Origin of the sequence: Georgenia subflava (assembly GCF_009193155.1) — a bacterium.
Classification (GTDB): Bacteria; Actinomycetota; Actinomycetes; order Actinomycetales; family Actinomycetaceae; genus Georgenia; species Georgenia subflava.
Genome location: NZ_VUKD01000003.1, coordinates 123614 through 139086 on the forward strand (window position 1 = coordinate 123614; position 15473 = coordinate 139086).

The window sequence follows — 15473 nt, forward strand, 5'->3', positions numbered from 1 at the left end:
ACTGCTCACGGTGCGTCCGGTCGGGTGCACCTCGTCCCCACGGTGCCACGTCACGGCGGGTTCGGCTGCCGGGGGGCCGGTCGGGGGAGCGGCCGGCCCGGGCTGTTCCCGCAGCCGCCCCGGCCCGTGCTGCACGCGCAGCCGCCCCGGCCCGTGTTGCTCCTGCAGCCGCCCCGGGCCGGCCTGCTCCCGCAGCCGCCCCGGCCCGTGCTGCTCCCGCAGCCGCCCCGCCCTGGCGTGGCCTCGTGTGGGAAGATCGGGGTGCCGGATCTCCCGGACCACCTCCTCGCCCTGGAAGGACCCAGCTGTGCCTGTCCCCGCGCCCGAGGCCGCGCCGACGCCCTCGCGCGGCGCCGACGGCCGACGGCCGTACACCCTCGCCGGTGGCACGCTGCGGCGCAGCCTCGCCCTGCTCGGCCGCGGCATCGCCGACTCGCCGCGCACGTCGACGATCGCCATCATCGCCTCCGCGGTGTACGGCGTCGGCACCGTCGCCTCGGGCTGGCTGCTCGGGCAGATCACCGACTCCGTCATCGCCCCCGCCGTCGCCGAGGGCACGGTGAGCCCCTCGCAGGCGTGGCGTGCGGGCGCCGTGCTGCTCGTCGTCGGCCTCGTCACCGCCGCCGGCGTGGCGCTGCGACGCATCTACGCCGGCTGGGCGGCGTACGAGATCCAGGCCGTGCACCGCCTGCGCGTGACCCGTCAGTACCTGCGGCTGCCGATGAGCTGGCACCGTCGCCACCCCACGGGCCAGCTCCTCTCGAACGCCAACGCCGACGCGGAAGCCGCCTCCGGGGTATTCGTGCCCCTGCCGTTCGCGCTGGGCGTGGCCGTCATGATGGTCGTCGCCTCCGCCGCGATGTTCCTGGCCGACCCCCTGCTCGGTGCCATCGGCGTGACGGTCCTGCCGCTGATCGTCATCGCGAACGCCTTCTTCCGACGGCGGATGTCCCCGGCCGTCACCCGGTCCCAGCGCCTCCGTGCCGAGGTCTCCGACGTCGCGCACGAGAGCTTCGAGGCCGCCCTGCTCGTGAAGTCCCTCGGCACCGCCGACGTCGAGACCGAGCGTTTCGCCGCCTCCACCGAGGAGCTGCGGGACGCCAACGTGAACATGGGCCGCATCCGGGCGGTCTTCGACCCGGTCATCGAGCTCCTCCCGTCGGCGGCCACCCTCGCGGTGATCGCCGTCGGGGCCTGGCGGGTGCGGACCGGCGCGGCTGTCACCGGCGACGTCGTCACCGTGGCCTACCTGCTCACCGTCATGACCATGCCGATCCGCTCGATCGGCTTCGTGCTGGGCGAGCTGCCCCGCTCGCTGGTCGGTCACGACCGCATCGCCCGCGTCGTCGACGCGACCGGCGCCCTCACCACCGGTCCCGTCGGCCTCGACGGCACCGAGGGCCTCGACGTGCGCGTCGAGGACGTCACCTTCACCGTCCCAGCCCGGCTCGCCGTCGGGCCGGAGGGCGCGGCCGCCGGACGCCCCGGGGAGCAGCCGGGGACCGTCGACCTCCTCCGCGGCGTCTCGATGCACGTCGCACCCGGTCGGACCGTCGCCCTCGTCGGTCCCACCGGCGCCGGGAAGTCCACCCTGGCCGCGCTGGTGGCCCGGCTCATGGACCCCACCCACGGCCGGGTCCTCCTCGACGGACACGACGCCAGCGAGATCGACGCAGAGGGGCGCACCCGTGCGGTGGCCCTCGTCAGCCAGTCGACCTTCGTCTTCGACGACACCGTGCGGGGCAACATCACCCTGGACGACTCCGGCCGCTTCGACGACGACCAGGTCTGGGCCGCCCTGCGCACCGCCCGCGGCGAGGGGTTCGTCCGGGCCCTGCCCGACGGCCTCGACACCGTCGTCGGCGAGCGCGGCGCGACCCTCTCCGGCGGGCAGCGTCAGCGCCTGGCCATCGCCCGTGCCCTCGTCCGCCGGCCCCGGCTGCTGATCCTCGACGACGCGACCTCCGCCGTCGACCCGGTCGTGGAGCAGCAGATCCTCGCCGGCCTCGGCGCCACCGGGGCGGGAGGGCCCACCGTCCTGCTCGTGGCCTACCGGACCTCGACCATCGCCCTGGCCGACGAGGTCGTCCACCTCGACGCCGGCCGGGTGGCGGGCGTCGGCACCCACGAGGACCTCACCGTCCGCGACCCGGGCTACAACGAGCTCGTCACCGCCTACGCCGTCCGCACCGCCGAGCGCGAGGCCGCGAGGGACGCGGGGCGAGAGGCCCACCGGGCCGCCGCCGGGGAGGGACGACGATGAGCTCGCAGATCTCCTCGGCCAGCGAGCTCGGGGTCGTGGCCACCGTGCGGCGCGGGCTCCAGCTCTCGCCCGCGATGGTCGAGGGCATCCGCGTCACGCTGCTCCTGGCCGCCGTCGCCACCATCGGCCGCGTCGTCGTCCCCGTCACCGTCCAGCAGGCCACCGACAACGGGATCCTCGCCGCCGGCGGCCCCGACGTCGCCCACGTCGTCCTCCTCTGCCTGATCGGCTTCGCCGTGCTGCTGGTCACCGGCCGGGTCAGCGCCCTGGTGAACGTCCGGCTCTACCGCACCAGCGAGAAGGGCCTCGCGCAGCTGCGTGTGCGGACCTTCCGGCACGTGCACGACCTGTCGACCCTCACCCAGTCCACCGAGAAGCGTGGCTCGCTCGTCTCCCGGGTGACCTCCGACGTCGACACCGTCTCGATGTTCGTCCAGCGCGGCGGGCTGATGCTCGTCCTCAACGCGGGCCAGCTGATGCTCGCCTCGCTGGCGATGCTCGTCTACTCGTGGCAGCTCGCCCTGCTGGTGTGGGCCTGCTTCCTGCCGATGATCTTCCTCGCGCCCCGTGCGCAGCGGGTTGTCTCGGTCGCCTACGCCGGTGTGCGCGTGCGGGTCGGGGCGATGCTCTCGGCGATCTCCGAGTCGGTCGTCGGGGCCGAGACCATCCGCGCCTTCGGGGCGTCCGAGCGGACCCAGCGGCGCATCGACACCGCCGTGCGCGAGCACCGCGAGGCCGCGGTGCGGGCCCAGACGTACGTGGCCCTCGCGTTCTCCACCGGCGTGGTCCTCTCCGCGGTGGCGCTGGCCGCCGTCGTGGTGCTGGGTACCTACCTCGGGGTGCGCGGCGACATCAGCATCGGCGCGCTGCTCGCGTTCCTCTTCCTCGTGCAGATGTTCACCGGCCCGGTGCAGAACGCCACCGAGATGCTCAACGAGCTGCAGAACGCCGTCGCCGGCTGGCGCCGCGTCATCGCCGTGCTCGAGACGCCGGTCGACGTCACCGAGCCCGACGAGCCGGTCGACCTCTCCCGGGCGGGGCACCGTGGTCGTGGCGGTGCGGACGCGCCGACCGGCGCCACCGCCGCGGACGGGGTCGACGCGGGGCGAGTCGTGGCCGCACCCAGCGACGGCACGCACCGGGCAGCGCGGGTCACCTTCGAGGGCGTGCGCTACGCCTACCCGGGCGGCCCGGAGGTCCTGCACGGCGTCGACCTGACGATCGAGCCCGGCACCCAGGTGGCGGTCGTCGGCGAGACGGGCTCGGGCAAGACCACCCTGGCCAAGCTGCTCGCCCGGCTCATGGACCCCACGGGCGGTCGGGTGCTCCTGGACGGCGTCGACCTGCGGGACCTGCGCCTGCGCGAGCTGCGTTCGCGGGTGGTCCTCGTCCCGCAGGAGGGGTTCCTCTTCGACGGCACCATCGGGTCCAACATCGCCTACGGGCCGACCGCCCGCAGCGCCGAGCAGGTCCGCGAAGCCGTGACGTCGCTCGGCCTCGACGGGTGGACCGACACCCTGCCCGCCGGCCTGGACACCCCGGTCGGCCAGCGCGGCGAGTCGCTCTCCGCCGGTGAGCGCCAGCTCGTCGCCCTGGCCCGCGCCTACCTGGCCGACGCGGACCTGCTGATCCTCGACGAGGCCACCTCGGCGGTCGACCCGGCCACGGAGACCCGGATCAACCGGGCGCTGGACCGGCTCACCCACGGGCGGACCTCGGTGACGATCGCCCACCGCCTGTCCACGGCCGAGGCCGCCGACCTGGTGGTCGTCGTCGACGACGGCGACGTCGTCGAGACCGGCGGGCACCACGAGCTCGTGGGAAGCGACGGGACCTACGCCCACATGTACCGCTCGTGGGTGGCCCAGACCCGGTAGGTCGGTGGACCGTCAGGGCCGTCGCAGTCAGTGGAGACGTCGACGGCCCCGTCCGGCTCAGCCGCGCCGCACCTTCGGCTCCGGCAGCTCCGGCGGCGTCGAGGTGCCCTGCTGCTCCACGAGCGCAAGGGCCTCGGCAATCGCCCGGTCGAGCTGCGGGTCGTCGTCGGAGAAGAAGTCGGCGGGGGAGTGGACCACCTCGATGTCCGGGTCGACGCCGTAGTTCTCCACCGCCCAGCCCTTCCCCTGCAGCCAGGTGCTGTAGCGCGGCTGCGTGACCTTGGTGCCGTCGACCAGCTCGAACCGGCCGTCGATGCCCACCACGCCGCCCCAGGTCCGCACGCCGACCACCGGGCCGACGCCCATCGCCTGCGCGACGGCGTTGACGATGTCGCCGTCGGAGCCGGAGTTCTCGTTCGCGACCAGGACGACGGGTCCGCGGGGTGCGTGCTCGGGGTAGGTGCCCGGCTCGGCGTAGTGCCGGCCGCTCGACCAGCCCACGACGCGGGCGGCGAGCCGGGCGACGACCAGCTGGCTGGTGTGACCGCCGCGGTTGTAGCGCACGTCCGCCACGAGCGCGTCGGCGCTCACCGCGTGCCGCAGGTCCCGGTGCAGCTGGGCCCAGCCGTAGCCCATCATGTCCGGCACGTGCAGGTAGCCCAGCCGTCCGCCGCTGCGCTCGCGCACGTATTCCCGGCGCCCGCGCACCCAGTCCTGGTAGCGGAGCACCTCCTCGTCGGGCAGCGGCACGACCACCACGCGGCGGTCCGCGCCGTCTCGCCGCAGCGTGAGCTCCACGGGCTTCTCCGCCGCCCCCATCAGCTGGGCGAGTGGCCCGTGCGCGGGGTCGACCGGCACGCCGTCGACGGCGACCACCAGGTCGCCGGCGCGGGCGTCCACGCCGGCCGCGCGCAGCGGCGAGCGGGCGTCGGGCTCGGAGGACTCGCCCGGCAGGACCCGCTCGATCCGCCAGCCGCCGTCGGCCGGTGACAGGTCCGCGCCGAGCAGACCCAGCCGCCGGTCCTGGTCACCGGGCGGCTCCTCCGCCATCACGTAGGCGTGCGAGGTGTTGAGCTCGCCGACGGTCTCCCACAGCAGGTCCACCAGGTCGTCGTGGCTGCCCAGCCGCTCCACCAGGGGCCGCCAGCGTGCGACGACGGCGGCGAAGTCCACGCCGTCCATGTCCTCGCGCCAGAAGTGGTCGTGCATGAGCCGCGCGTTCTCGTCGAACATCTGCTGCCACTCGGCGTGCGGGTCGACCTCGAACCGGAGCCGGTCAAGGTCGACCGTCACCTTCTCGGGGTCGTCGTCCTCCACCTTGCGGCCGGACGGGAGGACGGTGACCGCGTCCTTGTGCCGCACGACGACGCGCTCGCCGTCGCCGGAGACGCCGTAGCCGTCCACCGCGTCATGGATCACCGTCACCCGGCGCTGCGGGAACGACCAGTGCTCCAGCGCGTCCGGCGTGGGGTCGCCCGTGACGGCCGCCCGGCGGCTGCCGAGGGTGCCGGTCTCGCCGGCCTCCCGGATCCACAGCACACCGTCCTTGGCCGCGCGCAGCTGCCGGTAGCTGCCGGACGGCACCGGGAACGGGATGATCCGCTCCTCGGCACCCGCCAGGTCGAGATCGGGGCTGCGCGGCGTCTGCTCGGCGCCGCCGGCACCGGGGCGGCCGTCGTCGTCCTGCCGGTCGTCCTTGGGCGTGCTGATCCGCCACCCGTCGGCGCTCGGACCGAACGGCGCCGGCTCGGTCGCGGCGAGCGGCATCAGCCAGGGCCGGGTGGAGCCGGTGAAGGACATCGCGAACTCGTGCGTGTCGTACGTCGGGTCGAAGGTCCGGTCGGAGAGGAAGACCACGTACTTGCCGTCGGCGCTGAACGTGGGGCTGTGGTCGTGGAACTTCCCGGCGGTGAGGGCGCCGGGCTCGCCGGCGTCCGCCGCCAGGTCCAGGATCATCAGCCGGTGCAGCGCACCCTCGCTGTGCGTGGGCTCGGCCCACAGCAGGTAGCGGCCGTCGGGGGAGAAGGACGGTGAGACCGCCTCGCCCTGCCGGGACCGGTGGACCTCGCGCACCGCGCCGTCGGCCACCTCGACCAGTCGGACCCAGCCGTCGTGGGAGACGGTCGCCAGCCGCCGGCCGGCGGGGTCGCCGGCGAGGTGCAGCACCCGGCCCAGCCGGCCGGCGGCCCGCTCCACCGGTGGCGTCGCGCCGGTGAGGCTGCGCACCTCGAGCCGGTCCGCACCGCCGGCGTCGCTGACCATGACGGCGTGGTCGTGGCCGAGCAGGGTCGGCTCGCGGTACCGGGTCGCGGAGTCGGCGGCGACCGCGCGCGCCGGGCCCTCCCGGTGGCTGAGCCGGAAGACGTTCCCGCGCCAGCCGACCAGGCTGGCGTCACCGCCGCGGTCGGGCACGAGCACGTCGAGGTTCTTCGTCGGCCTCGCCGCGAACGTGGCCGGCGCGCCGCCCGGGAGCAGGACCTCGAGCCGGCGCGGCACGCCGTCGAGGTCGTCCAGGACCCACAGGTCGCCGCGGCTGTGCCACACCACCCGCTCGCCGTCGGTCGACGCGTCCCGCACGTACCCCTCGTCCGGCCCCTGCCGGGTCAGCTGCCGCGGGGCGCCCTCGCCAGGGGCGTCCCACACCCACAGGTTCGCCTGCTCGTCGGCGTGGTCCGGGAACGCGGCGGCCCGGTCGGAGACGAACAGCAGACGCTCGCCGAGCCACATCGGGTCGACCAGCGAGGCCGGCTCGTCGGCGAGCAGCTGCTCCCAGCCGCCGTCGCCCGCACGGTCCAGCCACAGCCGGGGCGCGGTGCCCCCGCGGTACCGCTTCCAGTGCGCGGGCGGCCGGCTGCCCGGGGTGGCGAGGGCCACCGCGCCGTCGCCGCGGACCGCGACGCCCGACGCCGGCCCGTAGCGCAGCCGCTCCACCGCGCCGTCGAGCCCGACCGCCTTCACGACGAGGTGGCGGACGTTCGCCTCACCGGCGTGCGAGGCGGCCAGCACCCGGCCGTCCGCGGTCCAGCCGAGCACCAGGGTGTTCTTCGCGCCCCACCAGGTCAGGCGCCGCGGCGCGGTGCCGTCGAGGTCGGTGACCATCACCTCGGGGTGCCCGTCGCGGTGCGAGACGAAAGCGACGTGCGTGCCGTCCGGGGAGATGCGCGGGTTGCGCACCGGCGTGCGGTCGTTGGTGAGGCGCCAGGCGCGCCCGCCGTCGGAGGGGGCGAGCCAGACGTCGTCGGCGGCGACGAACGTGACGAGGTCGTCGTGGACGTGCGGGTAGCGCAGGTACGCGGAGGAGCTCATCGTCCGACGGTAGCGGCACCCTGGCCACGCGTCGCCCGAGAATCCCGGGCCCGTCTCCGGGCCTGCGGGGCGCTCGTGGCCCGGTGCGGTGGCTCTGAGACGTGGGCTCCGCGACGTGGGCGGCGCGACGGTGCGGACGGGCCGCGTGGCAAGATCGTCCGGTGCCCGCGAACAACCTCGATCCCGACGTCGCCGCCCGCCTGAAGCGGGACGAGCACGGCCTGGTCTGCGCCGTCGTCCAGCAGCACGACACCGGCGAGGTCCTCATGGTCGGCTGGATGGACGACGAGGCCCTGCACCGCACGCTGACCTCCGGGCGCGTGACCTTCTGGTCGCGCTCGCGCGGGGAGTACTGGCGCAAGGGCGACACCTCCGGGCACACCCAGCACGTCCGGAGCGTGGCGCTCGACTGCGACGGCGACGCCGTCCTCGTCCGCGTCGACCAGGTGGGTGCCGCCTGCCACACCGGCACCCGGACCTGCTTCGACGCCGGCGGCGACCTCGGCGCCGTCGTCGGGTCCGCCCCCGGGCAGGACCACCCGTGAGCGCGCCGCGGACGGCCACGACCCCCGCACCGGCCGAGGTGGCGTGGGGGCAGACCTGGCCCGCGCTGCCCGAGTTCCGGCAGATGGCCACCGACCGGCGCGTCATCCCGGTGGTGCGGCGCCTGCTCGCCGACGACGTCACGCCCGTCGGCCTGTACCGCCAGCTCGCGGGCGGTCGCCCGGGCACCTTCATCCTCGAGTCCGCCGAGCACGACGGCGCCTGGTCGCGGTGGTCCTTCGTCGGCATCGCCGCCCGGGCGACCCTGACCAGCCGCGGCGGGCACGCCCGCTGGACCGGCGACGTCCCCGTCGGCATCCCGGCCGAGGGGCCCGTGCTGGAGGTCCTCGACGCCACCCTCGAGGCGCTGCGGACCCCGACCATCCCGGGCCTGCCGCCGCTGACCGGCGGGCTCGTCGGCGCCCTCGGCTGGGACGTGCTGCGCCAGTGGGAGCCCACCCTGCGTGCCCTCGCGCCGGTCGAGCACGACACCCCCGAGGTGGCGCTCTGCCTGGCGACCGACATGGCCGCCGTCGACCACCACGACGGCTCGGTGTGGCTGATCGCCAACGCGGTCAACTTCGACGACACGGACGAGCGGGTGGACGCCGCCCACGCGGACGCCGTCGCCCGGCTGGACGCCATGGCCGCCGCCCTGACCCGGCCGGCGGCCAGCGCCGCCGCCGTCCACGTGCCCACCGACGTCCCGCAGCTGCGCTTCCGCACGCCCCGCGCCGACTTCGAGAACGCCGTGCTCGCCGGCAAGGAGGCGATCCGCGACGGCGAGGTCTTCCAGGTGGTCCTCTCCCAGCGGCTCGACATCGACTGCGTCGCAGACCCGCTGGACGTCTACCGGGTGCTGCGCACGATCAACCCCAGCCCGTACATGTACTACCTCCAGCTCGACGGCGGCCCGGTCCCGGACGGGCCGGGCGCCGCCGGGGACACGGCGACCGGGACCTTCGCGGTCGTGGGGTCGAGCCCGGAGACCCTCGTGCGGGTGCAGGACGGGCAGGTCACGACCTTCCCGATCGCCGGCTCGCGCCCCCGCGGCGCCACCCCGGCGGAGGACAAGGAGCTCGCCGAGGAGCTGCTCGCCGACCCCAAGGAGCTCTCCGAGCACGTGATGCTCGTCGACCTCGCCCGCAACGACCTGGCGAAGGTGTGCCGCCCGGAGACCGTCGAGGTGGTCGACCTCATGGAGGTCAAGCGCTTCAGCCACATCATGCACATCTCGTCCACCGTCGTCGGCCGGCAGCGGGCCGACGCCTCGGCGCTGGACTGCCTCATGGCCACCTTCCCGGCCGGCACGCTCTCGGGGGCGCCCAAGCCCCGCGCGATCGAGCTCATCGACGCCCTCGAGCCCGCCCGGCGCGGCATCTACGGCGGTGTGATCGGCTACCTCGACCTCGCCGGCAACGCCGACCTGGCCATCGCGATCCGCACGGCGGTCATCTCCGGCGGGCAGGCGACCGTGCAGGCGGGCGCCGGGATCGTGGCCGACTCCGACCCGGCGACGGAGTACGAGGAGACCCGCAACAAGGCCGCTGCCGCCGTCCGGGCCGTCCAGGTGGCCGCCGGTCTGCGTGCCGCCACGGAGGCGGGACCGACGTGAGTGCCGACCGGTCCCGGCCCGGGCCGCGACGCCTGCTCGAGCGACGTCCGGTCGTGATCGCCGCGCTGGTCCTCGCCGGGCTCCTGCTGCTCGTGGGCTCGCTGCCCTGGGCCGTCGGGGAGGCGAGCACGGTGCTGGGGGCACGGGACGTCTCGGTGCCCGGCTCGGCGGCGGCACCCGGCGTGGGCGCCGCCGCGCTCGTGGTCGCAGCGGCCGCGCTCGCCGCCGCGCTCGGCCGCCGGATCGGCGCCGTGCTCGCCGGCCTGGTCCTCGTCGGTGCGGCAGCCCTGGTGGCCGCCTCGACCGTGGGCTTCCTCTCGGACCCGGCGGCGCCGGTCCGGTCCGCGGCCGCCGAGCTCTCCGGCGTCCCCGAGCTCGACGGTGCCGCGACGACGACGCCATGGCCGGCCCTCGCGATCGTCCTCGCCGTCGCGCTCCTGGTTCTCGGGGTCGTCACCCTGGTGGCGAGCCGGCGCTGGCAGGCCGCCGGGCGGCGCTTCGAGCGCGACACACCGGCACCGGGACCGCGGTCGGCAGCGAGCCGCGCCACCGACGACCGCACCCGGGCGATGGACGACTGGGACGCCCTCGGCCGCGGCGAGGATCCCTCCCAGCCGGCCGGGCCCGGTACCGGCGCGCCCGAGCAGCCATCCTCGGCCACCACGCCGTGACGGTCGCCGTCCCGTCTGCGCGCGTGGGACGGCCGGGGAGTGCCGTCAGCCGATAAGGTGTGGCGATACCGACGAACGCCGCCGAGGAGAACCCCCATGGCCCAGACCCCCGAGCCCCACACCTACACGCTGCCGCCCGCCGCGCCGTTCACCAACCACGGACGCACCCCGGCCGCCTGGGTCCTGATGCTCGGCGCCAGCCTGGGCGTGCTCGTCTTCGGCGTCGGTCTCATCCTCAACCTGATGTGGGTGATCATCGTCGGCATCGTCGTCGCCCTCGGCTCCCTGGTGATCAGCCAGATCCTGCGGAGCATGGGCATGGGCCAGCCGGCGCCCGCGGCCGCCGTGCACGACGAGAACAAGGACTGGTACAGCGCCTGAGGCCGAGGCCGTCCCCGCACTCGGCACGGGACCGGTGCACCTGTCGTGCGTGCGAGGACCGTGGGTCGGACCGCCGCCGCATGAGTCGTTGGGCGTCCGATAACCTGGCCGGGCGTCGAGCAGCCGAGCGCGCCGACGCCCAGCACGCCCGCCCGGAGCACATGTCCGGCACGATCCACGGAGGACCCTTTCATGAGCTCTGACGGCTCCCAGCCCCGCTACGGCCAGAACCCCGAGCCCGGCCAGCAGCCGCCGTTCGGTCAGGACCCGCAGCACGGCCAGCCGGTCCCGCCCGCGCCGCAGTACGGGCAGCGGGCCCAGTACGGCCAGCAGGCACCGCAGTACGGCCAGCAGGTCCCGCCGGCACCGCAGTACGGCCAGCACGCGCCCCAGTACGGGCAGGAGACCGGCCAGTACGGGCAGGTGCCCCGGTACGGAGCCCATCCCGGCCAGGACGCGTACGGCCAGCAGGGCTACGGCTACGCCGCCCAGGGCGTCTTCGGTGCCCCGACCACCGAGAAGGACGGGCAGGCGACCACGTCGCTCGTGCTCGGCATCATCGGCGCCATCGCCTTCTGGATCCCGCTGGTCGCCATCGGTCTCGGCATCGCGGCGACCGTGCTGGGCAGCAAGGCGAAGAAGGCGGCCGCCGAGGGACGCGCGACCAAGGTGGGCCAGGCCAAGGCCGGCTTCGTCCTCGGCATCATCGCCATCGTCCTCGGCGCGCTCGCCTGGATCGGCAACGCCGCCCTGCTCGCCAGCGAGATGGGGCTCTGACCCGCAGCACCACCACCGGCGCCCGGCGCACTCGCTCCCGCGGGCGCCGGGCACCGTCACGCGGGCGCGCTGCCCGCGCGCCCCGACGCCCGCTGCGCCAGTCCTCGGACGGGCGGAGCGGGCATCGTCGTGCCGCGCCTACCATGGACTGGTCCGCAGTCGAAGGGGAGGACGCGTCGTGACCGTGCTGGAAGAGATCGTCGCCGGGGTCCGGGAGGACCTGGCCGAGCGGGAGGCCGCGCGACCGCTGGACGTCCTCAAGGAGCTGGCGCAGCGCCAGCCCGGTGCCAAGGACGCCGTCGCGGCCCTGCGCGGTGAGCACGACGCCGTCACGATCATCTCCGAGGTGAAGCGCTCCAGCCCGTCCAAGGGCGCCCTCGCGGACATCGCGGACCCGGCCGGCCTCGCCGCCGAGTACGAGGCGGGCGGCGCGAGCGTCATCTCCGTCCTCACCGAGCGACGCCGCTTCGGCGGCTCCCTCGAGGACCTCTCCGCCGTGCGCGCCGTCGTCGACGTGCCCGTGCTGCGCAAGGACTTCGTCGTCACCCCGTACCAGGTCTGGGAGGCCCGGGCCCACGGCGCCGACGTCGTCCTCCTCATCGTCGCCGCCCTCGAGCAGACCGTGCTGACCTCCCTCATCGAGCGGGTGCACTCGCTCGGCATGACCGCCCTCGTCGAGGCCCACGACCGCGAGGAGGCCAAGCGCGCGGTCGACGCCGGTGCACGCGTCGTCGGGATCAACGCCCGTAACCTGCACACGCTCCAGGTCGACCGCGCGGTCTTCGGCCAGGTGGTCGACGTCGTCCCGGACCACATCCTCAAGGTCGCCGAGTCCGGCGTCCGCGGCCCGCACGACGTGCTCGACTACGCCCGCGCCGGCGCCGACGCCGTCCTGGTCGGCGAGGCGCTGGTCATCCAGGGCAACCCCCGCCAGGCGGTGGCGGACATGGTCGCGGCCGGCTCGCACCCGTCCATCCGGGCGGTACGCCGGTGAGCGAGGACACCGCGAGAGCGCAGCTGGCCGACGCGCCGGGTCCCTACTTCGGCGAGTTCGGCGGCCGCTTCGTCGCCGAGGCGCTCGTCGCCGCCCTCGACGACCTCACCGCGGCATGGGAGGAGCTCAAGACCGACCCCGGCTACCTCGCCGAGATGGACCGACTGCACCGCACCTACACCGGTCGGCCGAGCATCATCACCGAGGTGCCCCGCTTCGCCGAGCACGCCGGCGGCGCCCGGATCATCCTCAAGCGCGAGGACCTCAACCACACCGGCTCACACAAGATCAACAACGTGCTCGGCCAGGCGCTGCTGACCCGCAAGGTCGGCAAGAAGCGCGTCATCGCGGAGACGGGCGCCGGTCAGCACGGCGTCGCCACCGCGACCGCGGCGGCGCTGCTCGGCCTCGAGTGCACGATCTACATGGGTGCGGAGGACGTGCGCCGCCAGGCGCTCAACGTCGCGCGCATGCGCCTGCTCGGCACCGAGGTCATCCCCGTCACGACCGGCTCGCGCACCCTCAAGGACGCCATCAACGAGGCCTTCCGGGACTGGGTCACCAACGTCGAGACCACCAACTACATCTTCGGTACCGCGGCGGGTCCGCACCCCTTCCCGGCGATGGTCCGCGACCTGCAGAAGATCATCGGCGACGAGGCCCGCGAGCAGGTCCTCGAGCTCACCGGCGCGCTGCCCGACGTCGTGTGCGCGTGCGTGGGCGGCGGCTCGAACGCCATCGGCATCTTCAACGCCTTCCTCGACGACGCAGGCGTCCGCCTCGTCGGCCTCGAGGCGGCCGGCGACGGCGTCGAGACCGGCAGGCACGCCTCGTCGATCACCGGCGGCGAGCCCGGCGTGCTGCACGGCGCCCGCAGCTTCCTGCTCCAGGACGAGGACGGCCAGACCAAGGAGTCCCACTCGATCTCGGCCGGGCTTGACTACCCCGGTGTGGGGCCCGAGCACTCCTGGCTGGCCAGCATCCACCGCGCCGAGTACCGCCCCGTCACCGACGCCGAGGCGATGGAGGCGTTCCGGCTGCTCTGCCGCACCGAGGGCATCATCCCGGCGATCGAGAGCGCCCACGCCCTGGCCGGCGCGCTGCACATCGGCGAGGAGGCCGCCGCCGCGGGGGAGCCCGCCCCGACGATCCTCGTGAACCTCTCCGGCCGCGGCGACAAGGACGTGGAGACGGCGGCCGCGTGGTTCGAGCTTCTCGACGACGACGAGACGCAGAGCGACGCCGAGCACGCCGCCCGGCCGGAGGACCCGAGCAAGACCGGCGCCGTGGACGACGCCCCGTACCGCGCCACCGGAAGCGTCGAGAAGTGAGTGACATGACCACGTCGTCCCCGGCCCAGGCCACCACCTCACGCTCCGGCGCCGCGATCGACGCCGCCAAGGCCCGCGGCGGGGCGGCGCTCGTCGGCTACCTGCCCGTCGGCTTCCCCGACGTCGCCACCTCGGTGCGCGCCGCGAAGACCCTCGTCTCCGCCGGCGCGGAGGTCATCGAGCTCGGCCTGCCCTACTCCGACCCCGGCATGGACGGCGAGGTCATCCAGCGCGCCGCCCAGGCGGCCCTGGACGGCGGGACCCGCACCGCCGACGTCCTCCGCGCCGTCGAGCAGGTCGCCGCCACCGGCGCCGCGGTGCTCGTCATGACCTACTGGAACCCCGTGCACCGCTACGGCGTCGACCGCTTCGCGCGCGACCTCGCCGCCGCCGGCGGTGCCGGCCTGATCACCCCGGACCTCATCCCCGACGAGGCCGGCGAGTGGATCGCGGCCTCCGACGCCCACGGGCTCGACAGGGTCTTCCTCGTCGCGCCGAGCTCGACCGACGCGCGCCTCGCCATGACGGCCGAGGCGTGCCGCGGCTTCGTCTACGCCGCCTCGACCATGGGTGTCACCGGCGCGCGGACGAGCGTGGACACCCACGCCCGTGAGCTGGTCGGCCGCACCCGCCAGGCCGGCGCCGAGCGGGTCTGCGTCGGCCTCGGCGTCTCCACGCGCGAGCAGGCCGCCGAGATCGCCGAGTACTCCGACGGCGTCATCGTCGGCTCCGCGTTCGTGCGCACGCTCGCGCGCGAGGACGGCGACGTCGACGCCGGTCTGCGCGACCTCGCGGCCCTCGGCGAGCAGCTCGCCGCCGGCGCGCACGGCGCCTGAGCGCCTTCGGCTCTAGCATGGGCCGCATGCGGACACTGCAGGCAGCAATCATCGACGAGCTGGGCGTGAAGCCGGAGATCGACCCCCAGCAGGAGATCGAGGCGCGGGTCCGGTTCCTGAGCGAGTACGTCCGGACCGTCGGCGCCCACGGCCTGGTGCTCGGCATCAGCGGTGGCCTCGACTCGACCCTGGCCGGCCGGCTCGCGCAGCTCGCGGTCGAGCGGCTCCGGCAGGAGGGCGGGACCGGGGAGTTCGTGGCCGAGCGCCTGCCCTACAAGGTCCAGCACGACGAAAACGACGCCCAGGCGGCACTGCGGTTCATCGTCCCGGACCGCACCGTCACGTTCGACATCGGTGCGGCAGTGGACGGCTTCGCGCAGGAGTTCGTCCAGGCGACCGGGCAGGAGATCGCCGACTTCAACAAGGGCAACATCAAGGCCCGGGTGCGGATGGTTGCCCAGTACGCGCTCGCCGGCGGCCAGAACCTGCTGGTGATCGGTACGGACCACGGCGCCGAGTCGGTGACCGGGTTCTTCACGAAGTTCGGCGACGGCGCCGCTGACATCCTGCCGCTGTTCGGGCTGAACAAGCGGCAGAACCGGCAGATCCTGCGGGCCATGGGCGCCGAGGAGCGACTGTGGGCGAAGGTCCCCACCGCCGACCTCCTCGACGAGAGACCTGGCCAGTCGGACGAGACCGAGCTGGGCCTGCGGTACGACGAGATCGACGACTACCTCGAGGGACGGGCGGTGGACGACGTCGTCGCCGAACGGATCGAGAACCAGTACCTGCGGACGCGGCACAAGCGGACCACGCCCGTCACCGTCCTCGACGACTGGTGGCGCACCACACCCGGCGAATAATCCGTTGCCCGGTGGG

The 15473-nt window shown here is 74.6% G+C and carries 12 protein-coding genes; 11 read left to right on the forward strand and 1 reads right to left on the reverse strand.

Features of this window, described 5'->3' with window-relative positions; genetic code table 11:
• The first annotated feature begins 307 nt into the window (after nt 1-307).
• Entirely contained in the window at nt 308-2263 is a 1956-nt protein-coding gene (locus GD748_RS10705; protein WP_152195208.1) for an ABC transporter ATP-binding protein, read from the forward strand.
• Nucleotides 2260-4140 (forward strand): ABC transporter ATP-binding protein, encoded by a 1881-nt coding sequence (locus tag GD748_RS10710; RefSeq protein WP_152195209.1) that lies wholly within the window; start codon nt 2260-2262, stop codon nt 4138-4140. The genes GD748_RS10705 and GD748_RS10710 overlap by 4 nt, the downstream gene beginning before the upstream one ends.
• Nucleotides 4141-4197: 57 nt before the next feature.
• On the opposite strand, the gene GD748_RS10715 is transcribed toward GD748_RS10710, so the two are convergent.
• Nucleotides 4198-7446, reverse strand: a complete 3249-nt coding sequence (locus GD748_RS10715) for a S41 family peptidase (RefSeq protein ID WP_152195210.1) — start codon at nt 7444-7446, stop codon at nt 4198-4200.
• 161 nt (nt 7447-7607) lie between these two features.
• Here GD748_RS10715 and hisI point away from each other — a divergent pair, with 161 nt between their 5' ends.
• The 9 genes from hisI to nadE all read left to right on the forward strand — a co-directional run bounded on the left by hisI (nt 7608) and on the right by nadE (nt 15457).
• Nucleotides 7608-7991: a phosphoribosyl-AMP cyclohydrolase gene (hisI, locus tag GD748_RS10720; RefSeq protein WP_152195211.1), complete on the forward strand. Its 384-nt coding sequence runs from the start codon at nt 7608-7610 to the stop codon at nt 7989-7991.
• Nucleotides 7988-9604, forward strand: coding sequence for an anthranilate synthase component I (locus GD748_RS10725; RefSeq protein ID WP_226921176.1), 1617 nt, complete (start codon nt 7988-7990; stop codon nt 9602-9604). The genes hisI and GD748_RS10725 overlap by 4 nt, the downstream gene beginning before the upstream one ends.
• Nucleotides 9601-10275, forward strand: coding sequence for a Trp biosynthesis-associated membrane protein (locus tag GD748_RS10730; RefSeq protein WP_152195212.1), 675 nt, complete (start codon nt 9601-9603; stop codon nt 10273-10275). The genes GD748_RS10725 and GD748_RS10730 overlap by 4 nt, the downstream gene beginning before the upstream one ends.
• 96 nt (nt 10276-10371) lie before the next feature.
• Nucleotides 10372-10656 carry an HGxxPAAW family protein gene (locus GD748_RS10735; protein WP_152195213.1) on the forward strand — a complete coding sequence of 95 codons (285 nt, stop codon included), beginning with the start codon at nt 10372-10374 and terminating at the stop codon, nt 10654-10656.
• 192 nt (nt 10657-10848) lie between these two features.
• Nucleotides 10849-11433 carry a DUF4190 domain-containing protein gene (locus GD748_RS10740; protein WP_152195214.1) on the forward strand — a complete coding sequence of 195 codons (585 nt, stop codon included), beginning with the start codon at nt 10849-10851 and terminating at the stop codon, nt 11431-11433.
• 178 nt (nt 11434-11611) lie between these two features.
• A complete protein-coding gene (gene trpC / locus GD748_RS10745) occupies nt 11612-12427 on the forward strand; it encodes an indole-3-glycerol phosphate synthase TrpC (protein ID WP_152195215.1) in 816 nt (271 codons plus the stop codon).
• Nucleotides 12424-13758 carry a tryptophan synthase subunit beta gene (gene trpB / locus GD748_RS10750; RefSeq protein ID WP_226921179.1) on the forward strand — a complete coding sequence of 445 codons (1335 nt, stop codon included), beginning with the start codon at nt 12424-12426 and terminating at the stop codon, nt 13756-13758. Before trpC ends, trpB begins: the two co-directional genes overlap by 4 nt.
• 5 nt (nt 13759-13763) lie before the next feature.
• Nucleotides 13764-14594, forward strand: coding sequence for a tryptophan synthase subunit alpha (trpA, locus tag GD748_RS10755; protein WP_152195216.1), 831 nt, complete (start codon nt 13764-13766; stop codon nt 14592-14594).
• Nucleotides 14595-14620: 26 nt separating this feature from the next.
• Nucleotides 14621-15457, forward strand: a complete 837-nt coding sequence (gene nadE, locus GD748_RS10760) for an ammonia-dependent NAD(+) synthetase (protein ID WP_152195217.1) — start codon at nt 14621-14623, stop codon at nt 15455-15457.
• Nucleotides 15458-15473: the final 16 nt, after the last annotated feature.